At 72.5% G+C, this 25851-nt stretch carries 19 protein-coding genes and 1 other RNA gene; 5 read left to right on the plus strand and 15 right to left on the minus strand.

The features are described from left to right. Window positions 1-57: 57 nt before the first annotated feature. The 6 genes from AB0G20_RS04435 to AB0G20_RS04460 all read right to left on the minus strand — a co-directional run bounded on the left by AB0G20_RS04435 (window position 58) and on the right by AB0G20_RS04460 (window position 7044). Window positions 58-1269, minus strand: coding sequence for an acyltransferase (locus tag AB0G20_RS04435; protein WP_361295582.1), 1212 nt, complete (start codon window positions 1267-1269; stop codon window positions 58-60). Then, window positions 1266-3458: a bifunctional polysaccharide deacetylase/glycosyltransferase family 2 protein gene (locus tag AB0G20_RS04440; protein ID WP_361295585.1), complete on the minus strand. Its 2193-nt coding sequence runs from the start codon at window positions 3456-3458 to the stop codon at window positions 1266-1268. The genes AB0G20_RS04435 and AB0G20_RS04440 overlap by 4 nt, the downstream gene beginning before the upstream one ends. Before the next feature lie 299 nt (window positions 3459-3757). Beyond that, entirely contained in the window at window positions 3758-4738 is a 981-nt protein-coding gene (locus AB0G20_RS04445) for a hypothetical protein (protein ID WP_361295588.1), read from the minus strand. A gap of 166 nt (window positions 4739-4904) precedes the next feature. Next, window positions 4905-5870, minus strand: coding sequence for a LysR family transcriptional regulator (locus tag AB0G20_RS04450; protein ID WP_361295591.1), 966 nt, complete (start codon window positions 5868-5870; stop codon window positions 4905-4907). A gap of 58 nt (window positions 5871-5928) precedes the next feature. After that, window positions 5929-6786, minus strand: coding sequence for a hypothetical protein (locus tag AB0G20_RS04455; RefSeq protein ID WP_361295594.1), 858 nt, complete (start codon window positions 6784-6786; stop codon window positions 5929-5931). A gap of 12 nt (window positions 6787-6798) precedes the next feature. After that, on the minus strand, window positions 6799-7044 hold the full coding sequence (locus AB0G20_RS04460) for a hypothetical protein (protein WP_361295597.1): 246 nt from the start codon (window positions 7042-7044) through the stop codon (window positions 6799-6801). A 249-nt stretch (window positions 7045-7293) separates the two neighbouring features. Here AB0G20_RS04460 and AB0G20_RS04465 point away from each other — a divergent pair, with 249 nt between their 5' ends. From AB0G20_RS04465 to AB0G20_RS04475, 3 genes are all read left to right on the plus strand, one after another. After that, window positions 7294-8502, plus strand: coding sequence for an MFS transporter (locus AB0G20_RS04465; protein ID WP_361295600.1), 1209 nt, complete (start codon window positions 7294-7296; stop codon window positions 8500-8502). Window positions 8503-8577: 75 nt separating this feature from the next. Continuing rightward, window positions 8578-10827 carry an alpha-xylosidase gene (gene yicI / locus AB0G20_RS04470; RefSeq protein ID WP_361295603.1) on the plus strand — a complete coding sequence of 750 codons (2250 nt, stop codon included), beginning with the start codon at window positions 8578-8580 and terminating at the stop codon, window positions 10825-10827. Further along, window positions 10827-11834, plus strand: a complete 1008-nt coding sequence (locus tag AB0G20_RS04475; protein WP_361295606.1) for a LacI family DNA-binding transcriptional regulator — start codon at window positions 10827-10829, stop codon at window positions 11832-11834. Before yicI ends, AB0G20_RS04475 begins: the two co-directional genes overlap by 1 nt. A gap of 71 nt (window positions 11835-11905) precedes the next feature. Here the strand turns inward: AB0G20_RS04475 and ssrA are convergent. The 5 genes from ssrA to ftsE all read right to left on the minus strand — a co-directional run bounded on the left by ssrA (window position 11906) and on the right by ftsE (window position 15807). Next, window positions 11906-12294, minus strand: a transfer-messenger RNA (tmRNA) gene (ssrA, locus tag AB0G20_RS04480). A 99-nt stretch (window positions 12295-12393) separates the two neighbouring features. Then, window positions 12394-12876, minus strand: coding sequence for an SsrA-binding protein SmpB (smpB, locus tag AB0G20_RS04485; protein WP_062927167.1), 483 nt, complete (start codon window positions 12874-12876; stop codon window positions 12394-12396). 46 nt (window positions 12877-12922) lie between these two features. After that, window positions 12923-14092, minus strand: coding sequence for a S41 family peptidase (locus AB0G20_RS04490; protein ID WP_361295610.1), 1170 nt, complete (start codon window positions 14090-14092; stop codon window positions 12923-12925). 67 nt (window positions 14093-14159) lie between these two features. Continuing rightward, window positions 14160-15077: a permease-like cell division protein FtsX gene (ftsX, locus tag AB0G20_RS04495; RefSeq protein ID WP_248507917.1), complete on the minus strand. Its 918-nt coding sequence runs from the start codon at window positions 15075-15077 to the stop codon at window positions 14160-14162. Between the two features lie 40 nt (window positions 15078-15117). Then, window positions 15118-15807: a cell division ATP-binding protein FtsE gene (gene ftsE / locus AB0G20_RS04500; RefSeq protein ID WP_361295614.1), complete on the minus strand. Its 690-nt coding sequence runs from the start codon at window positions 15805-15807 to the stop codon at window positions 15118-15120. Between the two features lie 256 nt (window positions 15808-16063). Between ftsE and AB0G20_RS04505 the strand changes: the two genes are divergently transcribed. Continuing rightward, window positions 16064-16255 (plus strand): hypothetical protein, encoded by a 192-nt coding sequence (locus AB0G20_RS04505; protein ID WP_030837676.1) that lies wholly within the window; start codon window positions 16064-16066, stop codon window positions 16253-16255. A 102-nt stretch (window positions 16256-16357) separates the two neighbouring features. On the opposite strand, the gene AB0G20_RS04510 is transcribed toward AB0G20_RS04505, so the two are convergent. The 4 genes from AB0G20_RS04510 to AB0G20_RS04525 form a co-directional block, all read right to left on the minus strand. Further along, window positions 16358-16984 carry a hypothetical protein gene (locus tag AB0G20_RS04510; RefSeq protein WP_361295618.1) on the minus strand — a complete coding sequence of 209 codons (627 nt, stop codon included), beginning with the start codon at window positions 16982-16984 and terminating at the stop codon, window positions 16358-16360. Window positions 16985-17274: 290 nt separating this feature from the next. After that, window positions 17275-18378 (minus strand): peptide chain release factor 2, encoded by a 1104-nt coding sequence (gene prfB, locus AB0G20_RS04515; RefSeq protein WP_361295621.1) that lies wholly within the window; start codon window positions 18376-18378, stop codon window positions 17275-17277. 58 nt (window positions 18379-18436) lie between these two features. After that, a complete protein-coding gene (locus AB0G20_RS04520; RefSeq protein WP_361295624.1) occupies window positions 18437-19684 on the minus strand; it encodes a serine/threonine-protein kinase in 1248 nt (415 codons plus the stop codon). A gap of 122 nt (window positions 19685-19806) precedes the next feature. Next, complete coding sequence (locus AB0G20_RS04525; protein ID WP_361295627.1) at window positions 19807-21501, minus strand: serine/threonine-protein kinase; 1695 nt, start codon at window positions 21499-21501, stop codon at window positions 19807-19809. A 362-nt stretch (window positions 21502-21863) separates the two neighbouring features. On the opposite strand from AB0G20_RS04525, the gene AB0G20_RS04530 reads away from it, so the two are divergent. After that, window positions 21864-25778, plus strand: coding sequence for an FtsK/SpoIIIE domain-containing protein (locus AB0G20_RS04530; protein WP_361295630.1), 3915 nt, complete (start codon window positions 21864-21866; stop codon window positions 25776-25778). Window positions 25779-25851: the final 73 nt, after the last annotated feature.

Below are 25851 nucleotides of genomic sequence, written 5' to 3' on the forward strand. Positions count from 1 at the left end.
GAAAAGGGACCTCGCCGGGGGCCGCTCATCGTCCGCCCCCGCCGATGCCGGGCCAGCTTAGCCGCCGGGTTCCTGGCGCCTCCGGCTCCCGCGAACCCTCACCCGAGGCTCACTTTTCGGCCACAACCGGGGCTTCTGCTTCGCCGCCAGGTCCTCCACCCAGCCGAAGGCCAGGACGCAGCAGCCGATCAGGACCCAGACCAGGAACAGGACCGGCCAGACGCTCTCCAGCAGCCCGGGCACGTTCTGCTCCAGCAGGGGGAAGCCCCACAGCCGGTCCCACAGGGTCGCGGCGATCAGGATGCAGGTGTTGTGCCACAGGTAGATGGTCACGGCCCGGGAGTTGAGCAGCGAGATCGTCCCCGCGAAGGGGCGCAGCCGGCGCGGCCACTCGGACCAGGACGGGCTGAGGTGCAGCAGCATGAACACCGTGCCGAAGGACCACAGGGCCTGGGCGAGCGGCATGCTGTCCAGGTCGTTGCCGGTGCCGAAGTCGTGGCGCAGGGCGTACCAGAGACCGGCCAGGGCGATGACGGGTGCGACGGACGGCACGATGTAGCGCGGCAGCCGCCGCAGGATGCCCTCCTGGTGGGCCATGCCGAGGATCCAGCAGGCGCCGAAGGTGGAGAAGTCCGTGAGCGCCGAGGGGATCCGCTCGCCGGGCAGCGTGATCCAGCCCTGCTCGAAGGCGACGGCCAGGGCGATCGGCGCGAGGATCGTGCCGACCGGCAGGGCGCGCAGGGCCTTCAGCAGCACCGGCGACAGCAGGACGTACCAGAGGTAGGCGCGGATGTACCACAGCGGGCCCGCGAGGTCCACGGCCCAGTTCTCGCCGATGAACCCGTGGACGCCGGGCAGCCCCTCGGCGTACGGCGGGTCGCTGAGCGGGACGATCCAGAAGGTGAGGTGGAGCAGCCACCAGCCGGGGTGCCCGTCCGCGTCCGGGCCCCAGCCCTGGAGGACCATGCCGGTGACGCCGACGACGCCGAGCAGCCACAGCGGGGGCAGCAGCCGGCGCATCCGGCCGCGGATCACCTCCACGGCCGGGCGCTTCAGAGAGCGGGCCATGAGGTTTCCGGCGAGCGCGAACATCACGCCCATGGACGGGAACACCAGCGGCAGCCAGGCCCAGCCCGTCAGGTGGTACAGCACGACACGGAACAGGGCGAGGGCGCGCAGCAGGTCGAAGTACCGGTCGCGGCCGGGCTTCTTGACGGGGGCCGCCTCGCTCGGCGCGGTCGGGGTGGCGGGAGTCGCGTGCGTGGTCATCCGGTCGGCCTCCCGTCCATCTGCGGACGGCCGGCGGACGAGCTGGGCCCGGGCAGGCCCACCGCGCCCGTGCGCCGCAGCTTCTGCCAGCGCAGCCGGCCGCCGGTGAGGGCGGTGATCCAGGACTGGAGCAGGACGACGTACATGAGCTGGCGGTAGAGGAGTTGCTGGAGCGGGAGTGAGATCAGGTGGGTCATGCGTTCCTTGTCCAGGTGGAACGCATAGGCCGCGCACACCCCTTGCACCGCGAGGACGCCCAGCCAGGCGCCGATGGTCTTCTCCGTGGGGCCGAACACCAGCCCGTACAGCAGGAAGACGTCGATCAGCGGGGCCAGCAGCGGCGCCACGACCATGAACATCGACACCAGCGGCATGCCCACCCGCCCGAAGCGGCCCGAGGGCCCCCGCTCGACGATGGACCGGCGGTGCTTCCAGATGGCCTGCATGGTGCCGTACGACCAGCGGTAGCGCTGGGACCACAGCTGCTGGACGGACTCCGGGGCCTCGGTCCAGGCGACGGCCTTCTCGGCGTACACCACGTGCCAGCCGTCACGGTGCATGGCCATGGTGATGTCGGTGTCCTCGGCGAGCGTGTCGTCGCTCATGCCGCCGACGCGCTCCAGTGCGCTGCGCCGGAACGCCCCGACCGCGCCGGGGATGGTGGGCATGCAGCGCAGCACGTCGTACATGCGGCGGTCGAGGTTGAAGCCCATCACGTACTCGATGTGCTGCCACGCGCCGATGAGGGAGTCCCGGTTGCCGACCTTGGCGTTGCCCGCGACGGCGCCGACGCGCGGGTCGCCGAAGGGCTGGACGAGCTCGCGGACGGTGGTCGGTTCGAAGACGGTGTCGCCGTCCATCATCACGATCAGGTCGTACCGGGCGTTGGCGATGCCCCGGTTGAGGGCGGCGGGCTTGCCCGCGTTGAGCTGGCGGACCACACGTACGCCGGGCAGACCGAGGTTCTCCACGATGCGGGCGGTGCCGTCGCTGGAGCCGTCGTCAATGACCAGCACCTCGATGGGGTGGTCGCTGGCGACCAGCGAGCGGACCGTCTGCTCGATGCACTTGGCCTCGTTGTAGGCGGGCACGAGGACGGACACCGGTTCCGTGATGGGCTCGCCCCAGTGGAAGCCGCGGCGCCGGACCCGGCGGGCGTGCGCCACGGAGAGGATCAGCATCAGCCCGAGACGCCCGAAGACCAGCACGCCGACGACGGCGAGGCCGGCGACGAGGACCCCGGTCGTCTTCTCGGACGCCTGCACCAGGAAGACCCACGCCTCGCCCTTCAGCGACTCCAGCCCGGCGACGGTGGTGTGCGCGCTCGGTGCGTCCAGGGCGCCGGTGAGGGTGTGGAAGCGGTAACCCTTGTCCTGCAGTCCTGAGATGTACTCGTCGAGCGCGGCCACGGTCTGGGAGCGGTCGCCGCCGGAGTCGTGCATCAGCACGATGGCGCCCTTGCCGCCCTTCGGCGTGGCATTGCTGATGATCTTCTGGACCCCGGGCCGGCGCCAGTCCTCGCTGTCGGTGTTGTTGACGATGGTGATGTAGCCCTTGCTGCCGATGTACTCCGTGACCGGCCAGGTGTTGTTGTCCATGTTGTGGGCGAACGACGAGTAGGGCGGGCGGAACAGCGAGGTGCGGATGCCGGCCGCGCCGGCCAGCGCGAGCTGGTTCTGGGACAGCTCCCAGTCGATGCGGCTCTTGGTCTGCAGCGACAGGTCCGGGTGGTTGAAGGTGTGCAGGCCGATCTCGTGGCCCTCGTCGACCATGCGCTGGACGAGGTCCGGGTGACGGGAGGCCATGGTGCCGGTGATGAAGAAGACCGCCCGGGCGTCGTGCTTCTTCAGGACGTCGAGGACCTTGGGCGTCCACATCGGGTCGGGACCGTCGTCGAAGGTCAGCACCAGCTCGTTGTCCGGGAGGTCCAGGCTGGCCGGCTTCCCGCCCCGGGTGTCGATGACGGGGCCGCCCTTGAGGATGTCCTTCGGGACGCGGTCGTTCGCCGCGGGCGGTCCGACGCGGTGGTCGGCGAGGACCTCGCTGTGCACGTATCCGCGCAGCATGAGCATCGCCCCCAGCGCGACGAGAACGAGCAGGGGCAGCAACAGACGCATGGGCAGGCGCCGGCGCCTGGAGCCGCCACGGGCTCGGGACGCGGGCCCGGAACGGCGAGTACGGGATGCCATGGGTGGTGGTACTCCGGGTGGTGCGGGATGGGGTGGTACGGGGACGGGTGCGGGCGGACGGTGTGCTGGACGGGCCCGGCCGGTCGGGGGCGTCGCGGTGCTGCGCGGTGGGCGGACTCAGCGACGTCCTGTGGGTCCCGCTGCGCGAGCGGGACGGGTGGGTGGAGCGGGTGAACGGTGGCCCCGGACCGGAGAGCTCGGGTTCCTCCGGCCGGCCGGGCCTGTCGGGAATGCGGCGCCCGGCCGGAAGGGCGGTGATGCGGTGCCCGGAGCGGCGGGCACCGCTGTCGCGGCGCGGTCTAGCCGGCGGCCGGCGCCTCGGCGACGGGCTGCGGCTCGGCGGGGCCTTCCGCGACCGTGCCACCGTCGCCGCCGGTGCCCGTGGTCTCGGTGGGCGGGGCCGTGGGCTCGCCCGTCGGTGTCGGGTCGGTGACCGGCGTGCTCGGCGGGTCCGCCGGTTTGGTCGGGGCCGGGTCGGTGGCCTTGGGACCCGGTGCCGGGGCGGTCCGGGTCGCGGTCGGCGTGGGCTCGGCGGACGTGCCGGAACGGCCGGGGCCGGCGGTGGCATCGGGTGCGGTGGCGCTGGAGTCGGGCGCGGGTGCCGTGGCCTCGCCGGTCGCCGGTGCGCTGCCCGGCGCGGTGGCGCCGGGGTCTCCGGCCGGTGCCGACTCGGCGGGCAGCCGCGGGGTGTCGACCTGTCCGGCCGGCGGGTTGTCCTCCTTGGTCGGCACGGGCAGCCAGGGAGCGTTGGAGTTGCCCGACAGCAGCGTGGCGACGATGACGACGGCGTAGACGCCGCAGGCCAGGGCGATGGCCATGCCGATCCGGCGGAAGCGGCGGCTGCGGCGGCCGGACTCGTCGACGAAGACGGGCCGGTCGGCGGCGGCCTCGGCGCCGGGGCCTTCCTTGACCTGTCGCAGGAACCCGTCCCCGAGCTGCACGGCGTCGAGCTGGACGGTGACCTCGTGCGGATCGTGGGTCTGCCCGGCCTCATCGGAGGCGTGCCCCGACGGGTCGGCCTGCTCCTGCCAGGGGTCGCGGACCGAGGTCCGGGTCCCCGACTCCGGGGCGAACGAGTCTGCCTCGCCGTCGCTCTGGCGGGGAATGCCGCGCAGTATCTCCGTCCCGGCGGGCAGCCGGTCGCCGGTCGCCCGGACATCACGGCCGGGGAAGACCTGCGTGGCTCTCCTGTCCCGGACTCTGCTGTCCGACGGGAGTTCCCCGGTAGCCGTCGCAGCCTCGGGCCACTCGGGTTGGGCGTCTTCTCGCCACTCTTTCACGCGCACGCACTTCCCCCCACGGGATGGTTCAGGTGCGCTTGACGACCTGAGCACTCGCCGTCGGAGCGGGCCCCCACCCGTCCGAGCGCCCCCTCTTACCACACCGTGCTCAGGGGTCGAATGTAGCGCACGCGCAGGTTCTGTGCGCACGCCGTGTCGAATCGTGTCAGTCGTGAGACGCCATGAGGACATCGTCGCCGGCCGGAATCCAGGCGCCTGCGGGCCTGGTCAACCACCCTTCCGCCGCAGCCAGACGGGCTGCCGCCCGGCGCAGCGCGTCGAACCCGGGATGGGTCAAACCCTTGCGCCACACCAGGGAGACGGGGGACAGCGGAACCGGGTCGACCAGGGGCCGCACCACCATCGACGGCAGGGCCGGGAACTCCACGACGGCCAGGACCGGGTTGCGTGTTCTGGCCATGACCCGCTGGAATTCCTCGTCTCCGACGGCCAGCGGCGCGGGTGGCGCGATTTCGATGCCCCGCCCCTCGAACAGCAGCCGCGCGAGGCCGGTCCACTCCGGCGTACGCGGATTGCCGGCGCCCGCGTAGACGCTCTCGCCGGCCAGCTCGGCGAGCGGCACGGACTCCCACGCGGCCAGCCGGTGGTCCTCGGGCAGGACGACCGCCATCGGCTCGAACCGCACGGGCTGGTGGTCGAGCCCGGACCGCAGCGCCGGGTCGAGTCCGGCGAACCGTCCGAACGACGCGTCCAGCCGGCCGGCGAGCAGTTCACCGGCGGCTCCGGTCAGGCCGCTCTCGTAGCGGGCCATCAGCTCATGGCGAGGGGCGAGTTCACGCGCCTCGTGCAGCACGCGGCGCGGTGTGACCAGGCCCGGCGAGTTGAGGTCGACCAGCAGCGGCCGGGCCTGGTCGAAGGCGGCGAGCAGTTCGTCCTGCGCCCGCAGCACCCGGCGGGCATACGGCAGCAGCCGCTCCCCGTCGGGAGTGAGCGTCACCTGCCGCGTGGTCCGCACGAACAACTCGGCCCCCAGCTCCCGCTCCAGCCGCCGCACGTCCCGGCTGAGCGCCTGCTGAGCCACATGCAACCGCACCGCGGCCCGCGTGAAGTGCAACTCCTCGGCAACGGTGACGAAGCCACGCAGCAGCCGAGGGTCGAGGTGGGCGGACATGCGGCGAACTTACAGCGGGCGGGGGGACGGGAGTGCGGGGCGCCGGTGGCACCCGCCCTCAGAGGCCGGTGTCCCTCCGGGAGGTCTCGCTCTCGGTCGCCCCCATGCCCGTGCCCTTCGGGCCTTCCGCGCCCGCCGTCGGTGAAGCCTGACCCACCCGGTGTCGAGGGACCGACCGCATCGGCGGCCTGGTCAGGGTGATCTGGCGGACGACCTGCTGGAAGCACGCCAGGGCGGCGAGGCCGGGCAGGGCGGCCGCCGCGGTGCCGAGGATCGTCCGGGGTGCCTGGACGACGCACAGCAGCACGGCGATACAGGAGAAGACCAGGACGACACACCAGGAGTGCACCGCACGGCGCTGGTGCAGCGCGGCCCGCAGCACGGACAGGGAGCCCACCAGCCAGGGCCCGTAGACCAGCAGGGGCCACCAGGTGCGCAGGCCCCTCGCCGCGGGGGACACGGCGACCAGGCGCAGGGGGTCGTAGGCGACCATGCCGCTCAGGAGGCTCACCGCGGCGGCGATGACGGCCGCCATGGCGGCGACGAGGAAGCTGGTGGTGCGGAGCAGGCCCGGGGCTTTGCGGGCCCGGACCTTGCGGTGCCGCCGGGGGACGTCCCGCACGGGCGGCAGTTCCTCGGTGATGTCCTGGAGCCGCCGCATGTGCGCGCCCGCGGCCGGGTCCGGGGCCGGAGCAGGGGCCGAGACCGGAGCAGGGGCCGGAGCCGGAGCAGGAGCCGGGTCCAGGTCCACGTCACGAGGGGCGGGGATCCTCGCCGCCTGCTCCCCGAGGGCCTCCTCGAGGATGAACGCCAGTTCCTCGGCGGGGTCCCAGGTCGGGTCCGGAGGAGTCAGGGGAGTGATGAAATCGCGGGCCGGAGCCCGATGCCGGCCGGTGCCCTCTACTTTGTCGTACATGGCGTGACCCGACTATTCCGCGAGCGCGAAAGCAGACCAATCCGTCGCACTGATCCACCGTCGGGCGAGATCCTTTTCCAACGTGCTCATGGCGTTGATGAAATCGCGCAGAACCGGCTCGGTCACCTGCAACGTTACCGGGCAACCCCCTCTGGTGAGCGTCCCGTTGACTGTCGCCGACGAGTGCGCTGGAGCGGGAATGTAGGTGTACGGGCCGAGCGTTACCGCCCAGCCGTCTTTCCTGGTCGCCTCGGTCATGTACCGACTAACCGTCGACCCACTTCGGCGGATGCGCGGCAAACGAGTGAAGGATTTTCCCGAATGAGCATCTTTTCCATGCGCCATGAGGAGCATTAGGAATCTCTATATCTCTGTATGAAGAACATGGAGGGGTGTTTTTCGCCACGGCGTTTCGGCCCTTCTCGCCACGGATCCACAACCCAGGTGCGTGAGTGCGCACGGAACAGGTGTTGGACCGCGTGATCGTCCCCGGGCGACGGTGGAGGCATGCCGCAACTCTCCCCGTACCGCCGCCTGTTCCGCCTGCCCGGCGCCCGCGCCTTCACCGCCGGGAACCTCATCGCCCGGCTGCCGATGGGCATGTTCAGCGTCAGCGCCGTCGTGATGATCGCCGGGACCCGGGGCTCGTACGCCCTCGCCGGTGCCGTCACGGCGACGGGACTCGCGGCGACCGCGCTGGTCGCGCCGTGGACCGCGCGGCTCGTCGACCGGTACGGCCAGGCCCGCGTGGCCCTGCCCGCCACGCTGATCGCCGTCCTCGGCTCCCTCTCCCTGCTGCTGTGCGTGCGCCACGACGCCCCGGACTGGACCCTGTTCGCCTCCTACGCCGCCACCGCCACGACCCCCAACACCGGCGGCATGTCCCGGGCCCGCTGGGCATATCTCCTGGCCGGCGACCCGAAGGCGCTGCACACCGCCAACTCCTTCGAGCAGGCGGCGGACGAACTGTGCTTCATGCTGGGCCCGGTGCTCGCGGCCTTCCTGTGCGGGACGTTCTTCCCCGAGGCGGGCACCCTCGTGGGCGCGGTGCTGCTGCTGACCGGCATGGTCCTGTTCACGACCCGGCGTGCGACGGAGCCCCCCGTCCGCGCACACATACCCGGCAGGGCGCCCCTGCGCGCCCCCGGCATGCCTCGGCTGCTCGCGGTCTGCCTGGCGATGGGCGGCATCTTCGGCGCGACGGAGGTGGTCACGCTGGCGTTCGCCGACGCGCAGGGGCGGCAGTCGTCGGCCGGTGCCGTGCTCGCGCTCCAGGCCGCGGGCTCCTGTGCGGCGGGCCTGCTCTACGGCGCCGTGAAACCCGCCGGGCCGGCCGCGGCCCGGCTGCCCTGGTGCTTGGCCGCCATGGCCGCGCTGCTGACCCTGCCGCTGCTGGCCGCGGCCCTCACCGGCTCGCTCCTCCTCCTGGCGGCCGCGCTGCTGGTCGCCGGGATGGCGACGGCCCCGACGATGGTCACCACCATGACGCTGGTCCAGCAGCGCACCCCCGAGGGCCGGCTGAACGAGGGCATGACTCTCGCGGTGACCGGCCTGCTCGGCGGCATCGCCGGCGGCAGCGCGCTCGGCGGCTGGACGGTGGAGCACCTCTCGCCGACGGCGGGCTACGCGGTCCCGGTGACGGCGGCGGCCGCAGCCCTGGCCCTGTCCTTGAGCAGCGCTTCGAATCGCTTCACCGAGTGCCTCGCACCCCATTGACGCCCTCACGCACCCCGCATACGTTCGATCGTCGAAGCGCTTCGACGTCGTGCGCCGGGAGAAGAGGCCCCCCACATGAAGTTCACCGACGGCTACTGGCTGCTGCGCGAGGGCGTCACCGCGGCCCACCCGGCCCAGGTCCTCGACGTCACCGAGTCGGGCGGCACGCTGGAGATCCTCGCACCGACGCGGCCCGTCCGTTCCCGCGGCGACCTGATGACCGGCCCGGTCCTCACGATCAAGGCGCACACCCCCATGCCCGACGTCATCGGCCTGACCCTGACGCACTTCACCGGCGGGGAGCCCCACGGCCCCGAGTTCGAACTCACGGCGTCGGACACCACCGCACGGATCGCGTACGACGACGACCACGCGACCCTGACCTCGGGCGACCTGTCGGTCCGGCTGGTCCGCGGCGGCCCCTGGCACGTCGAGTTCCTCGCGCACGGCCGTACGCTCACCAGCAGCGGCCACAAGAACGCGGGCATCATGCGGGACGCCTCCGGCGCGCACCACCTGCGTGAACAGCTGGTCCTGACGGTCGGCACCTCCGTCTACGGCCTCGGTGAGCGCTTCGGCCCGCTGGTGAAGAACGGGCAGGTCGTCGACATCTGGCAGGCCGACGGCGGCACGTGCAGCGAACAGGCCTACAAGAACGTGCCGTTCTACCTCACGGACGCGGGCTACGGCGTCTTCGTCGACCACCCGGGCAAGGTGTCCTTCGAGGTCGCCTCGGAGGTCGTCTCCCGGGTGCAGTTCAGCGCGGAGACGCAGGAGCTGACGTACTACGTCATCCACGGCCCCACCCCGAAGGACATCCTGCGCAGGTACACCGCCCTGACCGGCCGCCCGGCCCTTCCGCCCGCCTGGTCGTTCGGCCTGTGGCTGTCGACGTCCTTCACCACCTCGTACGACGAGGAGACGGTGACGTCCTTCATCGAGGGCATGGAGGAGCGTGAACTGCCGCTGTCCGTCTTCCACTTCGACTGCTTCTGGATGCGGGAGTTCAACTGGTGCGACTTCCGGTGGGATCCCCGCGTCTTCCCCGACCCGGCGGGCATGCTGGCCCGGCTGAAGGCCCGCGGCCTGCGCGTCTCCGTATGGATCAATCCGTACATCGCCCAGCGCTCCCCGCTGTTCGCCGAGGGCAAGGCGCTCGGGCACCTGCTGAAGCGCCCGGACGGCAGCGTCTGGCAGTGGGACATGTGGCAGCCCGGCATGGCCCTGGTCGACTTCACGTCACCGGCCGCCCGCGACTGGTACGCCGCGAAGCTGGAAGGGCTGCTCGCGCAGGGCGTCGACTGCTTCAAGACCGACTTCGGCGAACGGGTGCCGCTCGATGTGACCTGGTCCGACGGTTCGGACCCGGAGCGGATGCACAACTACTACACGTACCTGTACAACCGCACGGTCTTCGAGGTGCTGCGCAAGCACCGCGGTGAGGAGGAGGCCGTGCTCTTCGCCCGCTCGGCGACGGCGGGCAGCCAGCAGTTTCCCGTGCACTGGGGCGGTGACTGCGAGGCGACGTACGAGTCGATGGCCGAGTCGCTGCGCGGCGGCCTGTCCCTCGGCCTGTCGGGCTTCGGCTTCTGGAGCCACGACATCGGCGGCTTCGAGGGCACCCCCACACCGGCCCTGTTCAAGCGCTGGCTGGCCTTCGGGCTGCTCTCCTCGCACAGCCGCCTGCACGGCAGCAGCTCCTACCGGGTCCCCTGGCAGTTCGACGAGGAGTCGGTCGACGTGGCCCGCCACTTCACCCGGTTGAAGCTCCGCCTCATGCCCTACCTGTACGAGACGGCCCGCACCGCGCACACCGAGGGCCTGCCCGTGATGCGGGCCATGGTGCTGGAGTTCCCCCACGACCCGGGGTGCGCGCACCTGGAACGGCAGTACATGCTCGGCCCGGACCTGCTGGTCGCACCGGTGTTCAGCGACGAGGGCGACGTCACGTACTACGTCCCCGAGGGCACCTGGACGCACTTCCTGACCGGCGAGCCGGTGACCGGCCCGCGCTGGGTGCGCGAGCGCCACGGCTTCCTGAGCGTGCCCCTGCTGGTCCGGCCCGGCGCGGTGATCCCGGTCGGCGCGCGCGACGACCGCCCGGACTACGACCACGCCGACGGAGTGACGCTGCGGGCGTACGGCCTGCGGCCCGGCGACGAGGTGACGGTGCCGGTCGGGGACGTGACCTTCACGGTCGTCCGCGAGGGGAACACCCTGCGGGCGACGTGCGCCCACCCGGCGGCCGGCTGGAGCCTGGCCGCGGGCGAACGCGAGGTCCAGGCACCGCCCGGCACGGGCCTGCTCACGCTGGAGCTCGGCTGATGGCCAAGATCACGGACGTGGCACGGCGGGCCGGGGTCTCCCCCAGCACCGTCTCCTACGCGCTGAGCGGCAAGCGCCCGATCTCCGACGAGACCCGGCGGCGCGTCGAGGCGGCCGCCCGTGACCTGGGCTACCGCCCCCACGCGGGCGGCCACGCCCTGGCCGGCGGCAAGCCGAACGTCCTGGCCCTCGCGGCGCCGCTGCGCCCCGGCGTGCATGTCCCGGTGGTGATGCGGCTGGCGGTGTCGGTGGTGACGACGGCCCGCGCGCACGGCCACGACGTCCTGCTGCTCACCCAGGAGGAGGCCGGGGAGGGACTGAGCCGCGCCATGGGCACGGCCGCGGTGGACGGGCTGCTGCTGACGGACGTCGAACTCCACGACCCCCGCCTCCCCCGGCTCCGCTCCCTGGACCGCCCGTCGGTCGTGATCGGCGTTCCGGCGAACCCGCGCGGTCTGACCTGCGTCGACCTCGACTTCGGGGCGGCGGGCGAGGCGTGCGTGGAGCACCTGGCGGAGCTGGGCCACCGGACGGTCGCCCTGGTCGGCTCGCCCCCGGAGGTCTACCTCCGCAGGACGGCCTACGCCCACCACCTCATGCAGGGCTTCACCACGGCCGCCGCCCGTCACGGCCTGACCACGTCCGTCCACCCGGGCGATGCCGACCCCAGCACGGCCCCGCGGCTCGCCGAGCGGTTGCTCCGGGAGCACCCCGCCCTCACCGCCGTGGTCGTCCACAACGAACCTCTCCTGGCCCCCCTGATCGCCGCCTTCGAGCAGCTCGGCCTGCGCGTTCCCGGCGACCTCTCCGTCACGGCCGTCTGCCCCGACGATCTGGCGGCGGCGCCCCGCGTCCCGGTCACGTCCGTGTCCCTGCCGGCCGATGAGCTGGGCACCCGCGCGGTGGAACTGCTGATGCGGAAGCTGCACGGCACGTCCGTACCGCAGACGACGCTCCTGCCGCCGCGGCTGACGGAACGGGCCAGCACGTCACGCCGGGTGTCCTAGCCTTGTCACCGGCGACTCCATGACGAAGGCCCCGCCGCTCGGAAGCGGCGGGGCCTTCGCCCACATGGGATGAGTGGAGATGGCGGGAATCGAACCCGCGTCCAACGGTGCAGAATCAGGGCTTCTCCGTGTGCAGTTCGCTGCGATTTTCTCGGCCCCGGCGATCACGCGAACAAGTCGCCGACGGGCCCAGTCACTGTTTGATTTCCCATCGAACCCCGTGACCGGGCTCGATGGTTTAGTTCCCTAGCTTATGCCAGGATCCGGGTCGGGAACGCTCCCGGGCTGACACCCATTTAGGGTCCTTCAGTCACTGCTTATCAGGCAGCGAGGGCGAAGGACTGGGAATCGCGCTTGGTATTGGCGATTATTTTTTGCGACATATGGTTTACGAGATCATTGCCGCTTCCTCGACACGCTTCCCCTGCTTCGACAGCCGCTGTCGAAACCGATCATCCCCATGTTGTGTTGACAATCCCCTCCGGAGAGGGGCACGCACCCGCCGTGGGGTGCAGACACCATCGTACGTGACCAACGCAGGTCGGTGCCAGCGTATTCCCTACGCCCCGCGCTGCCTCCGCTTCACCGCCGCGATCGCGCGGTCGGTCTCCCGGCGGTCCTGCTTCTCCCGCAGCGCCTGACGCTTGTCGTACTCCTTCTTGCCCTTCGCCAGCGCGATCTCGACCTTGGCCCGGCCGTCCTTGAAGTACAGCGCGAGGGGCACGATGGTGTGGCCCGTCTCCCCCGTCTTCGACTCCAGCTTGTCGATCTCGGCGCGGTGCAGCAGCAGCTTCCGCTTGCGCCGGGCGCTGTGGTTGGTCCACGTGCCCTGGCTGTACTCCGGCACGTGCACGTTGTGCAGCCACGCCTCGTTCCCGTCCAGCTGGACGAAGCCGTCGACCAGCGACGCCCGTCCCTGGCGCAGGGACTTCACCTCGGTCCCGGTGAGGACCAGGCCGGCCTCGTAGGTGTCGATGATGAGGTAGTCGTGCCGCGCCTTCTTGTTCTGCGCGATCAGCTTGCGCCCTTTTTCCTTAGCCATAGTGCCGACCATTTTCGCACTACGGAGGCGCTCTGCGGAAAGTGGATTACGAGGGGCTCGCGAGGCCGCGCAGTACGGACCCGGCCCGCTGCAGGGCGTCCTCGTCGGTCTCCAGGTCAGGCGTGATGCCCCGGCCGTCGACCCCGCGGCCGGAGGGGGTGCGGTAGTGCCCGACGGTCAGCTCCGCGACGGAGCCGTCCGGCAGCCGGCTCGGCATCTGGACCGAGCCCTTGCCGAAGGTGCGGGAGCCCACGACGAGCGCCCGTCCGCGGTCCTGTACGGCGCCGGTGAGGAGCTCGGCGGCGCTCATCGTCCCACCGTCGACGAGCGCGACCAGGGGCCTCGTGGTGTCCCCGCCGGACTCGGCGTGCAGGACGCGCTGCTCGCCGTCGACGTCGTAGGTGGCGACCAGGCCGCCGTCGAGGAAGGCGGATGCGGCGGTCACGGCCTCGCTGACCAGACCGCCGGAGTTGCCGCGCAGGTCGAGGACGATCCCGGCGCCGGGCGGGGACTGCCGGACGGCTTTGCGGACCTGGCGGCCGGAGCCCTTGGTGAAGGTGGCGACCTTGATGACGGTGACCCGGCCGGCGAGTTCCCGCACGGTGACCGAGTCCGTGGACAGCTGGGCGCGGCGCAGGGTTTCGGTCCACGCGCGTGTGCCGCGCTCCAGGCCGAGGCGGACGGCGGTGCCGGCGGGGGCGTCGGTGGCGTCCCCGCGCAGTAAGGAGACGACCTCGGTGACGGGGCGGCCGTCGGTCTTCTCGCCGTCGACGCTGCGCAGCAGGTCTCCGGGGCGGATCCCGGCGGTGGCGGCGGGCGACCCGGCGCGTACCTTCGTCACCTCGATACGGCCGTCCCGTTCGCTGCGGGCCCACAGGCCGACGCCGGTGTACTGGCCGTCGAGGGACTCCTCGAACTCCTCGTACTCGCCCGGGGAGTAGACGGCGCCCCAGCGGTCCCCGCTGCGGCTGACGGCGCGCTTCGCGGCCTGGATCGGGGACTTGCCGTCGGCCATGGCCTCCTCGGCCGCCCGGGCGACGTCGGCGTGGTGTCCGGCCGTACCGGCGGAACGGGCCTCGTCGGGCGCGGACTTCCCCACGCCCTGGGGCAACGCCCCCGTGGCCGCACCGGCGACGAGCACGCTCGCGAACACCAACGTCAGGGCGGCCCCGCGACGGATGCGGCGGGGCTGACAGAACGGGTCACGACCTGACATGCCGGTGAGTCTAGGACAAGCGGAAGGGCCGTACGGCCGGTTGACCGTACGGCCCTCTTGGCATGCGTCACACCTTCAAGTACTTGCGCAGCGCGAAGAACGCGGCCAACGCGGGCATCAGAAGGCTCGTCGCGAGGATGAGCGGCAGCTTCGTGAGGACGGCGTCCCAGCCGATGAAGTTGATCAGCGTGAGCTGGTCGGCCAGGGCCAGTCCGTGGTCGATGAGGAAGTACCGGGCGACCAGCAGGAAGCCGCACGCGAGGGTGCCGCCGATGAGTCCGGCGACCGCGGCCTCCATGATGAACGGCGCCTGGATGTAGAAGCCGGAGGCGCCGACCAGCCGCATGATGCCGGTCTCACGCCGGCGGCTGAACGCCGAGACGCGCACGGTGTTGACGATCAGCATCAGCGCGACGACCAGCATCAGCGCCATCACCGCGCGGGCGGCCCAGTTCATGCCGTTCAGCAGCTTGAAGAGGTTGTCCAGGATGCCCTTCTGGTCCTGCACGGACTGCACGCCGTCCCGGCCGTTGAAGGCGGTGGCGATGACCTGGTACTTCTCCGGGTCCTTCAGCTTGATGCGGTACGACTCCTGCATCTGGTCCGGCGTGAGGGAGCTGGCGAGCGGGGAGTCGCCGAACTGCTCCTTGTAGTGCTTGTACGCCTGGTCCTGCGACTCGTACGTGACCGCCTGGACGACGTCCATCTTGGCGAGGTCGGCCTTGACCTGCTTCTTCTGGTCGTCGGTCACCGCGCCCTTGGCGCAGTTGGGGTCGGACTCGGCATCGCTCTTGTTGCAGAGGAAGATCGAGACGTTGACCTTGTCGTACCAGTAGCCCTTCATGGTGTTGACCTGGTCGCTCATCAGGAGCGACCCGCCGAACAGGGCGAGCGACAGGGCGACGGAGACGACGACGGCGAAGGTCATCGTCAGGTTGCGGCGGAGACCGACGCCGATCTCCGACAGGACGAACTGGGCGCGCATGGCGAAGGGTTATGCCTTTCCGTGACTCTCGGGTGCGGTCTCAGTGCTGGTAGCCGTAGACACCGCGGGCCTGGTCGCGGACGAGGCGGCCCTTCTCCAGTTCGATGACGCGCTTGCGCATCTGGTCCACGATGTTCTGGTCGTGCGTGGCCATCACCACGGTCGTGCCCGTCCGGTTGATGCGGTCGAGCAGCTTCATGATGCCGACGGAGGTCTGCGGGTCGAGGTTGCCGGTGGGCTCGTCGGCGATGAGCAGCTTCGGCCGGTTGACGAAGGCCCGCGCGATGGCGACGCGCTGCTGCTCACCACCGGACAGCTCGCCGGGCATCCGGTCCTCCTTGCCGCCGAGCCCGACGAGGTCGAGCACCTGGGGCACGGACTTGCGGATCTCGCCGCGCGACTTGCCGATGACCTCCTGCGCGAAGGCGACGTTCTCGCCGACCGTCTTGTTCGGCAGCAGGCGGAAGTCCTGGAACACCGTCCCCAGCTGGCGCCGCATCTGCGGCACCTTCCAGTTGGAGAGGCGGGCGAGGTCCTTGCCCAGAACGTGCACCTGCCCGTGACTGCACCGCTCCTCGCGGAGGATCAGCCGCAGGAAGGTGGACTTTCCGGAGCCCGAGGACCCCACGAGGAAGACGAACTCGCCCTTCGCGACCTCCAGGGAGACATCCCTGAGGGCGGGGCGGGTCTGCTTGGGGTAGACCTTGGAGACGTTGTCGAATCGGATCACGGATGCACCACGGGTCGCCGGGGGTAGATGAGCGTGACCTTACGCGAACCGGGTAGGGCACCGCAGTCACCGACCGTGGTTGCGCCATGGTTGTGCCGTTTTATACCGAGCCCCGAGGGGCGCGGGGAGACTGTGCGTACAACCACAGAAAATGCGCAGCCGCGCGACGGCCGACGGAACCTGGCAAAGTGGAGGGGGAACATTCCCACCCCCACGGACGTTGGACACGTGGAACCGGCGCAAGGAGGGCAAGCGCATGACGTACGACCGGCTGGTGTGCGCGAACTGCGCGTCCCCCGTGAACGAGGGCCGCTGCCCCGTGTGCCGCGCGAACCGCGAGCGGCTGCAGCAGGAGAACTTCCTCGCGGGCCTGAATCCGATGGCTCTGATCGCACTGCTGACGGTGCTGATCGCGGCGGTGGCCCTGCTGGCGCACCAGACCGCCTGAGGCGGCGGGCGGCCGCCCCCGGACATGGCCGAGGGCCCGGAGCGTTTCGCTCCGGGCCCTCGGTGTTGCGCTGTGCCTTGGTCCGTACGGACGCGGCTACCGTCAGGCAGCAGCCCCGCCGCGGCCGCCCACGAGGCGCGGCAGCAGACGGAAGCCGACCCCGCCGGCGATCATCGTGGCGGCGCCGATCACCAGGAAGGTGGTCTGCGCGGCACCCGTCTCGGCGAGCTCCTGACCGTTGCCCTGGGCCTGGGCCTGGGGGGCGGGGGTGGAGTCCGAGCCGATCTCGGTGAGCGAGGAGGAACCCTCCTCCTGCGGCGAGGTGCCGCCGTCGGGGTCGGCGTTGTTGCCGCCGCCGTTGCCGCCACCGTTGCCGTTGCCATTGCCATTGCCGCCACCGTTGCCGTTCCCGTTGCCCGGGTCGGTCGGCGCGTCGGTCGGGTCCTCGGTCGGCTCGGTGGGCTCGTCCGTGGGCTCGGTCGGCTCCTCGGTGGGCTCCTCGGTCGACGGCGGGTCCGTCGGGAGGTCGGTCGGCGGGTCGGTGGGAAGCTCGGTGGGAACCGGCGGGGTCGGGGTCGGGGCCGGCGACTCGTCGGCGCACAGGATGCCCAGCAGGCAGTCCTCGGTCTCCGCGGCGGATGCGGCACCGGCGGCGGTCAGCGAGGCACCGGCGGCGATCACGGCACCGGCCGCTATCCGCGCGACACGGATCCGTGTCTTCTTCGTCATGTGGTTGCTACCCCCAGTAGCTCATCGTCATTAGGCAGCGTTTGGAGCTGTGCTCGACGGGGGTAGCTGCGGTGAAGAGCCCCCCGGTTCACATGCGCCCCAGAGACACGCATGCCGCGCTTTACCCTTCCCATTTTTCAAGAACACGTCAAGGCCGTTTGCAGCCGCCATGTCCAACTACGGGGGCTATGCCGGGAGTCTGAGCCTGTGAGTGTGATGTAAAACCCGGACATCCGAGCGCAGAAAAGGCAACTACCGCCCCGAGAGCGGCAGTTGCCTTGTCGACAAACTTACTTCTCCTGCTGCTTGCGCCAGCGAATCCCAGCCTCGATGAAGCCGTCGATCTCGCCGTTGAACACAGCCTCGGGGTTGCCGACCTCGAACTCGGTGCGCAGGTCCTTGACCATCTGGTAGGGGTGCAGAACGTAGGAACGCATCTGGTTGCCCCAGGAGCTCCCGCCGTCCTTGAGGGCGTCCATCTTGGCCCGCTCCTCCTGGCGCTGCCGCTCCAGCAGCTTCGCCTGGAGAACGTTCATGGCGGTCGCCTTGTTCTGGATCTGCGACCGCTCGTTCTGGCAGGAGACGACGATGCCGGTGGGGAGGTGGGTCAGCCGCACCGCGGAGTCGGTGGTGTTGACGCCCTGCCCGCCGGGGCCCGACGAGCGGTACACGTCCACGCGCAGTTCGGACTCGTCGATCTCGATGTGGTCGGTCTGCTCCACCACGGGCAGGATCTCCACGCCCGCGAAGGAGGTCTGCCGCCGGCCCTGGTTGTCGTAGGGCGAGATGCGCACGAGCCGGTGCGTGCCCTGCTCGACGGAGAGGGTGCCGTACGCGTAGGGCGCCTGGACGGCGAAGGTGGTCGACTTGATGCCGGCCTCTTCCGCGTACGACGTCTCGTAGATCTCGGTCTTGAAGCCGCGCTGCTCGGCCCACCGCAGGTACATGCGCTGGAGCTTCTCGGCGAAGTCGGCGGCGTCGACGCCACCGGCCTCGGCACGGATGTTCACCAGCGCCTCACGGGAGTCGTACTCGCCGGAGAGGAGGGTGCGGACCTCCATCTCGTCCAGCGCCTTCTTCACGGCGGTGAGCTCGGACTCGGCCTCGGCGCGGGTGTCCGGGTCGTCCTCCTCCTCGGCCATCTCGAAGAGGACGCTCAGGTCGTCGATGCGACCGCGCAGGGTTTCGGCCTTGCGCACCTCGGCCTGGAGGTGGGACAGCTTGCTGGTGATCTTCTGCGCCTCATCGGGGTTGTCCCAGAGGGACGGCGCGGCCGCCTGCTCCTCGAGCACGGCGATGTCTGCCCTCAGCTTCTCGAGGTCCAGAACGGCCTCGATCGACTCCATGGTCGAGGAGAGGGACTTGAGCTCTTCGGATACGTCGACGACTGCCACGCCCTCCAGCGTAACGGCTCCGCCCGGCGGCCATCGCCGGGCGGCCGGAGCAGGCGGCTCAAGGGGTCTGCGGGGCCGAGTTCTGCGTGTCCTGGGGAGGTGTGCTCCCGTCGTCGTCCGACGAGGTCAGCCAGGCTCCGATGCCGATCGCCGCCGCGAGGGCGACCGCGCCCGCTCCCAGGGCCAGCCGGCGGCGCCGGGTCGCGGCGCGGTTGCGGGCCGAGCCCGGGCGGGGGGTGCCCGCGGTGCGCGGGGCCCGGGCCGTGCCGTGGGCGCCGCCGGCCAGCTCATCGGGGGCGGGGACGCGCATCGAGGTGTGGGTGTCGCGGTTGGAGTCGGCCGGCCTCGCGCCCGGGACCAGCGGGACCGCGCCCCGCCGCCGGACCCGCTCCCCGGCCGGTGCCGGTCCGGCGGGCTGCTCCTCGCGGTCGGCCTCCTCCGCGGACTCGGTGTCCGGCTCGTCCACCTCCAACGGGGGCATGCCCTCCAGCATCGGCAGCAGCTCCCGCAGCCGGGCGCCGAGCTCCGAGGCCCGCAGCCGCGAGGCCGGGGCCTTGGCCAGGCACTGCACCAGCAGCTGCCACAGCTCGTCCGGGATGCCGGGCAACGGGACGACCGTCTCCGTGACGTGCCGGCGCAGGACCGCGCCCGGGTGGCCGCCGCCGAAGGGGGTGAAGCCCGCCAGCAGCTCGTAGAGGACCGTGGCGAGCGCGTAGATGTCGACGGACGCGCGCGGGGGCAGGCCCTCGACGATCTCCGGGGCGAGGTAGTCCGGGGTGCCGATGATCTTCGTGGCCTTGGTCCGGCGCGGGGTGTCGATGAGCTTGGCCACGCCGAAGTCGGTCAGCAGCGCGCGGTGGGAGCCGCCGGGGCCGAGCGGGCCCTGCATGTCCAGGAGGACGTTCTCCGGCTTGACGTCCCGGTGCACGACGCCCGCGGCGTGCGCGGCGGCCAGTCCGTCGGCGATGTCGGCCGCGATCGCGACGGCCGCCTCGGGGGCCAGGCGCCGGTCCCGGTCCAGCCGGGTGCGCAGGTCCGTGCCGCGGACGAGGTCCATGACGAGCGCCAGGTCGTTGCCGTCGACGACCAGGTCCCGCACCGACACCACGTGCGGGTGCTCCAGGCCGAGCAGCGCCGTGCGCTCCTGGACGAAGCGTCCGACGAGTTCCTGGTCGGACGCGAGGTCCTCGCGCAGCAGCTTGATGGCGACGGGACCTTCGGGCCCCTCACCCAGCCACACCGTGCCGGCGCTGCCCCGCCCGAGGATCTGGTGGGCGGTGTACCGGCTGCCGATCTTCCGTGCCAAGGCTGCTCCTACCGACGCGTGTTGTCGCTAAAACTACGCGTCCGGAGAGCCAACCTTCACCGGGGAGGCGGAAATCACCCGCCAGGTGTCGACAAATCACCAACCCCGCAGGGCGGTTCCGGTCAGTTCGTGCCGGAACCGCTCCCGCCGAGCTTCTCGAACCAGCCGGTCACGGTGTTGAACCAGTCGGTGATCTGGTCCCAGTAGCCCTTGGTGGTGCCGATCCACTCCTGGAGCGGGCTCAGCTCCCAGATCAGCCAGCCGGCGACGAACAGGATGACGATCGTGAAGAGACAGCCCTTCAGACAGCCGAGCCCGGGGATCCGCATCGGGTTGGCGCTGCGCTGCCGCGGCTGCCGGGGCTCGCGCTGCGGCTGCTGGGGCTGCTGCGGCTGGGGTGGCGGCCCGGGCGGGGCGTAGCGCTGCGGCGGCTGGGGCCGCTGGGGCTGCGGGGCGTACTGCTGGGGCTGCTGCTGCGGGTGGCCGTAGCCGGGCCCGGGCGGGGGTGCCTGGCGGCGCGGGGGCTGCTGCTGGGGCCGGGCCACCTGGCGCTGGGGGCGGCGGCGCAGCGGGTCCTGGCCGGGGTCGAGGTACTGGACCTGCGTCTGCTCGTTGCGGTCGCGGGCCGCCCGCAGCTGGTTCTGCCAGGGGTGCGGGTCCTCGGGGCCGCCCTGCTGGCCCTGCTGTCCGGGGTGGCCGGGCGAGCCCGGCGGGACCGGCGGCATGACGGCGGTCGGGTCGGCCGCGCCCCGGTGGGGCATGACGGCGGTGGGGTCGGCGGCGCCGCCCGGGCCGCCGGTGTGCGGCATGACGCTGGTCGCGGCGTTCGGGTCGTACGAGCCCGCGCCCTGCGGGAGGACCTGGGTCGGGTCGGCCTCGCCGGACATGTCCGGCACCGGCGCGGGGGCCGGGTCGGGCACGAGGAGCATGCCGACGCCCTCGGCGGCGGCGATCTGCGCGGAATTCGAGTGCACCCCGATGCCCTCGGCGACGACGCGCAGGCCGCGGGCGAGGTTCTCGGCGCTGGGCCGCTCGTCCGGGTTCTTGCGCAGGCAGCGCTCGATGACCGTCCACAGCGGGTCGGGGACCGTGGAGGGACGGCGCGGCTCGGCGCTCAGATGCTGGTGCAGCACCTCCAGCGCGGAGCCGCCGGCGAACGGCGGGCGGCCGGTGACCAGCTCGTACAGCAGGATGCCGGCGCCGTAGATGTCGACGGCGGAGGTCTGTGGGCGGCCCTCGGCGGACTCGGGCGCGACGTACGCGGGCGTGCCGACGAACTCCTGGGTGCGGGTCAGTCCCGGGGAGTCGGCCAGGCGGGCGATGCCGAAGTCGGTCAGCAGCGGGTGCATCTGCCCGTCGTACTGCTGGAGCAGGACGTTGGCCGGCTTGAGGTCGCGGTGGACGACGCCGTCGGCGTGGCTGGCGGCGAGCGCGTCGGCGATCTGGGCGGTGAGCAGGGCGGCGGCGACCGGGCTGAACGGGCCGTTCTCGCGCAGGTAGCGGTGCAGGTCGGGCCCCTCCACGAGGTCCATGACCAGCGCCAGCAGCTCGCCCTCGACGACCAGGTCACGGACCCGGACGATGTTCGGGTGGGTCAGCCGCAGCAGGACGGACCGCTCGCGCAGGAACCGCATGACGATGTCCGCGTCGCTGGCCAGCTCCTCCTTGAGGACCTTGATCGCGACGGTCTCGCCGGGCTGCCCCGGCACGGCCGCCTCGGCGCCCGCGGTCTCACGCTGGCGGGCTCGCCAGACGGTGCCCGTGGCGCCGCGTCCGAGCGGCTCCTCGAGCAAGTACTTGCTGCCTACCGGCCGCACGTCATGCGCTCCCTGGTGCTTGCCTTGCCTGCTGGCCTGTCCGACCCACTGTAGTGCCGGGTGGCCGCGGACCGGAGTGTCGTCATTCTGTGGGTCTTACGTAGCGGCCGTCACAGCCGTTCGAAGGAAAGACGCTCACCTCGGTCTTGTGGTTGCCGGTAACGAACGTGACTGATCTCAACCGATCGCCTGTGGGTCATCTCTCAGGCACTTTTGCGGGCAGAGCCGACCAATCAAGATCACCTTTTCCCGAGCGAGGGGCGCACTGTCAGTGGCAGGTGCGAGGATGCTGGCAGTACTGGCCGACGTGCTGGGGCGGGGTGGGGGACTCCGCGCCCGGGCAGAAGGGACCGCTGACGGCGATGCAGATCCGGCTGACCGTCGTAGATCCGCTGGGCCCGTCGGCGCCGGCACGGGACCGCGCCCCGCGCAGCGACGTGCTGGTCACGGCGCCCGCCGGTACGGCGCTCGCTGCGGTCGCCTCGGCGCTCGCCCAGGTGGTCTCCGGCGGTGACGGCTCGGGCACGCCGGTGCTGTACGCCGGGGAGCAGCGGCTGGACGCCCAGCGCTGCACGCTCGGCGAGCCCCCGCTGACCGACGGTGCCGTGCTGTCCGTGGGCGCGCCCGGAGAGCCCGAGCCGCATCCCGAGCTGGACGACGCCCCCGCTCAGCTCCAGGTCGTCGCGGGCCCCGACGCCGGCGGCGTCCACCTGCTGCACGGCGGCGAGATCCGCATCGGCCGCTCCGCGGACGCCGACGTGCCCCTCGACGACCCGGACGTCTCCCGGCTGCACTGCGCGGTGACGGTGAGCACGGACGGCCGCGTCGCAGTCGCCGACCTGGACTCCACGAACGGCACGACGGTGAACGGCGCGCGGGTGGGCGGCCGGGCGGTCCCTTTCGCGCCGGGCGCGCTGCTGCGGATCGGCGAGTCGGCCCTGCGGCTGGCTCCCGCCGGGGGGCCGGGGGGCCGGGTGGAGACGACTCCGGACGGGGAGGGGCACGTGCGCGTGGCCGGGCCCGCCGGTGCCGGGGCGGAGTCCCCCGCATCCCCCGCGCGCGTGGCGGACCCGGGACCGGCCGCGCCCCTCGGTCCCACGTACCACGCCCACGGCTCGGCGCCCTGGGGCGCACCGGGCGCTTCGGGGCACCGCTCCGCCGATCCGGCTGTGGTGCCGGGGCAGGGTGGGGCGCCGAGGATCGAGAACGGAGGCGCGGGCGCGGGGCCGGAAGCGCCGCGGGGCCGGGACCAGGGCGGCTGGACCCGCCTGGCGGGCAGCGGCGGCGAGACCCATTCGGGAGGCGGCCGGAGCGAGATGCCGCCCCGGGGCGCCGGGCGCACGGCCCACGCGGGAGACGCCCAGGGAGAAGCGCCCTCGCGAGGCACCACGGACACGGCCCACTCGGGAGGCGGCCACAGCGAGGCGCCGCCCCGGGGCGCCGGGCGCACGGCCCAGGGAAGCGACAACCGGAGTGGGGCGCCGATCGCCGGCACCGGGGGTGAGCCGCGCGGTGAATCGCGGTCAGGGACCGCCGGGGCCACGCAGGCTGCCTCCGGGACTCACGGAACACACACCGGGCAGCACGCCGCCGCTCAGGGTTCGCCGCCCCTGGCCTCTCCCGGCGCCCCGGCCGACGCCGTGCGGCAGCGCGACGCGGTCCGGCCCGGGAGCGGCGCCGGGGACACCCATGCGGGTCGTTCCGGTGCCGGGGCGTTCGGCGAAGCGGCCCCCGTCCGGCCCGCGGCGGCGTACGACGCCGGAGTCGCGGACGGAGCCGGTCCTGCCGGTCCTCATCCGTGGGGCCCGGACGTGCCGGTTGCTCCCGCCGGTGCCGGCGAGTCGGCCCTCGCGGACCAGCGTGCCGGTCGTGGGCGCAAAGGCACCCCCCTCCGCGGCACCGACGTGCCCCCGGGCACCCGCAGGCGTGGCGGGCTCGGAGCGTGGGCCCGGCGACTGGCCGGAGGCCGTGGCGAGCAGACGGAAGAACCGCGCGAGGCATACGAGGACGACTCGGCCGCAAGGGTGACGGAGCACCAGCCGGTCGTCGTGCCGGCCGCGCCGGAGACCTGGCCGGACCCGGCCACGCTGCTGCTCACGGCCCTGGGGCCCGGGCCGCGGCTGTGGGAGCGCGGCCCCGGCCACCCGGAGGCGCTCGCCGTGCGCCTCGGTACGGCCGACCGGGCGGCACCGGACGGCTCAGGCCTGCTGCCCGCCGTCCCCGTGACCGCCGGGCTGCGCGAGGTCGGCGGACTGGGGCTGGCCGGACCGCGGGCGCGGCTGGCCGGTCTGGCCCGTGCCGTGCTGGCCCAGCTCACCGCACTGCACTCCCCCGACACGCTGGAGATCGTCCTGATCGCCGCGGACCGCTCCCGTCCCCTCGAGGAGCGCACCGCCGAGTGGTCCTGGCTGGGCTGGCTGCCGCACGTCCGCCCGGGGCACGGGCAGGACTGCCGGCTGCTCCTGGCCCACGACCGCGAGCAGGCCGCGGCCCGCACCGACGAACTCACCCGCCGACTGGAGGACCACCTCGCGGAGGCGGGCCCGGGCGGCAGCCCCGCGGGGATCGGCGGCGCGCAGCCGCCCAGCGGTGCCGACCCGGCCCCGAACCACTCCGTTCCGGCCCCCCGCCGCCCCTCCTGGGCCCGCGACGACGCCGGCACCGACGAGACAGCCGGTTTCCCCGGCCCGTACACGGTCGTGGTCGTCGACGGCGACCCCGGCGGCGCCGATCTGCGCAAAGCCATCGCACGGCTGGCGCTGGAGGGCCCCCGGGCCGGGATACACGTCGTCTGCCTGGCCGAGACGGCCGCCGCCTCCCCGGCCTCGCCGGTGACGGAGACGTACGAGGCGGCCTGCTCGGTGGCACCGACCTTCCGGCAGTGCGGCGCGGTCGCGCTGCTCAGCGGTGATGTGGCGACGGCCCTGCGGCTGATGCGCGTGGCCCGGGCGGGCGGTGACGGCTCACCGGCCGGGCCCGTCGGGCACGGCACCGTCGCCGCCGTCGACGCCGTCTCCGCCGCCTGGGCCGAGCGGTTCGCGCGGGCGCTGGCGCCGCTGCGGACGGACGGCCCGGCGAGCGAGCCCCAGCCGCGCGTCTCCGCACCGCTGCCGCAGGCGGCCCGGCTGCTGGACGAGCTGGGTCTGGCCCGGGCCACCCCGGCGTCGCTGATGGCGCGCTGGGCGGACGCGGCCGACGACGCCGAGGCGCTGGGCGGCCGTGTGCGCGCGGTGCTGGGCGCCGGGCCGCGCGGCCCGGTCTGCGCGGACCTCGCGGTCCAGGGACCGCATCTGCTGATCGAGGGCCCGCCCGGCAGCGGTCGTACGGAGCTGCTGCGGGCGATCGTCGCGTCGCTGGCCGCCGCCGAGCGGCCGGACCGCCTCGGCATCGTGCTGGTCGACGGCCGGGGCGGCCCGGGCGCGGGCGGTGGGCACGGCGAGGGCCTCCAGGTGTGTACTGACGTACCGCATGTCACCACGCTGCTCATGGCACACGACCCGGTCCGGATGCGGGAGTTCGCGCAGTCCCTGAGCGCCGAGCTGAAGCGGCGAGCCGAGTTGCTCGGGCGGTCCGACTTCGCCGAGTGGCACACCGGGCGTGCGCTGTCGGGCCGTATGGTCGCCCAGCGCACGGCGACGGCACGTGGCGGTGCCCAGGCCGAGGCGGCCGCCGCGGGAGGGCCCGGCGATCTCGACTCCCCGTCCAGTTCCACCCTGCGGCTGCGGCCCGCAGCGGCCCGGCGGCAGGCGGAGGCGGCCGCGCCCCCGCTCCCCCGGCTCGTGGTGGTCGTCGACGACCTGGACGCGCTGGTCTCCCCCGCCCTCGGCTCGACCGGGCGGCCCGCGGCCGGGTCGGTGATGCGCGCGCTGGAGGCCGTGGCCCGGGAGGGCGAGCGGCTCGGCATCCATCTGGTGGCGGCCACCGGTCCGTGCGCCCGTACGGCGGAGACGGAACCGGCGCGCCGGGCCACCCTGCGCGTCACGCTCGACACCCCGGCCCCGGGCCCGGACGAGCCCGCTCCCGGCCGGGGAAGGCTGACCGGTGCGGACGGGCGGGTCACGGCGTTCCAGGGCGGGCGGGTCACCGGCCGGATTCCCCGGACGGCGACGCTGCGCCCCACGGTCGTCCCCCTGGAATGGCACCGCATGGGTGACCCTCCGACCCGGCGTCCGGTGCGGGAACTCGGAAACGGCCCGACCGACCTGGCACTGTTGGCCAGCGCGCTCGAAAGGGCGGCGCGAGAGGTCGCGGCGGCGAAGGTGCCGTCGCTTCTGTGACCGGGGACGGCCTCCGGCCGCACCCGGCGTCATGGGGCCACGCGTCCCTGGTCACGAGGGAGTCACGATCCCC

The sequence above is a fragment of the Streptomyces sp. NPDC024017 genome, assembly GCF_040638895.1.
Lineage (GTDB): Bacteria > Actinomycetota > Actinomycetes > Streptomycetales > Streptomycetaceae > Streptomyces.

Bases quoted from the DNA above. Each gene is read 5' to 3' on its own strand.
- smpB (WP_062927167.1), bottom strand. From the start codon at position 12,876: ATGGCTAAGGAAAAAGGGCGCAAGCTGATCGCGCAGAACAAGAAGGCG.
- yicI (WP_361295603.1), top strand. From the start codon at position 8,578: ATGAAGTTCACCGACGGCTACTGGCTGCTGCGCGAGGGCGTCACCGCG.
- AB0G20_RS04490 (WP_361295610.1), bottom strand. From the start codon at position 14,092: ATGTCAGGTCGTGACCCGTTCTGTCAGCCCCGCCGCATCCGTCGCGGG.
- AB0G20_RS04505 (WP_030837676.1), top strand. From the start codon at position 16,064: ATGACGTACGACCGGCTGGTGTGCGCGAACTGCGCGTCCCCCGTGAAC.
- AB0G20_RS04530 (WP_361295630.1), top strand. From the start codon at position 21,864: ATGCAGATCCGGCTGACCGTCGTAGATCCGCTGGGCCCGTCGGCGCCG.
- AB0G20_RS04435 (WP_361295582.1), bottom strand. From the start codon at position 1,269: ATGACCACGCACGCGACTCCCGCCACCCCGACCGCGCCGAGCGAGGCG.
- AB0G20_RS04455 (WP_361295594.1), bottom strand. From the start codon at position 6,786: ATGTACGACAAAGTAGAGGGCACCGGCCGGCATCGGGCTCCGGCCCGC.
- AB0G20_RS04450 (WP_361295591.1), bottom strand. From the start codon at position 5,870: ATGTCCGCCCACCTCGACCCTCGGCTGCTGCGTGGCTTCGTCACCGTT.
- AB0G20_RS04460 (WP_361295597.1), bottom strand. From the start codon at position 7,044: ATGACCGAGGCGACCAGGAAAGACGGCTGGGCGGTAACGCTCGGCCCG.
- AB0G20_RS04510 (WP_361295618.1), bottom strand. From the start codon at position 16,984: ATGACGAAGAAGACACGGATCCGTGTCGCGCGGATAGCGGCCGGTGCC.
- AB0G20_RS04465 (WP_361295600.1), top strand. From the start codon at position 7,294: ATGCCGCAACTCTCCCCGTACCGCCGCCTGTTCCGCCTGCCCGGCGCC.
- AB0G20_RS04440 (WP_361295585.1), bottom strand. From the start codon at position 3,458: ATGGCATCCCGTACTCGCCGTTCCGGGCCCGCGTCCCGAGCCCGTGGC.
- ftsX (WP_248507917.1), bottom strand. From the start codon at position 15,077: ATGCGCGCCCAGTTCGTCCTGTCGGAGATCGGCGTCGGTCTCCGCCGC.
- AB0G20_RS04475 (WP_361295606.1), top strand. From the start codon at position 10,827: ATGGCCAAGATCACGGACGTGGCACGGCGGGCCGGGGTCTCCCCCAGC.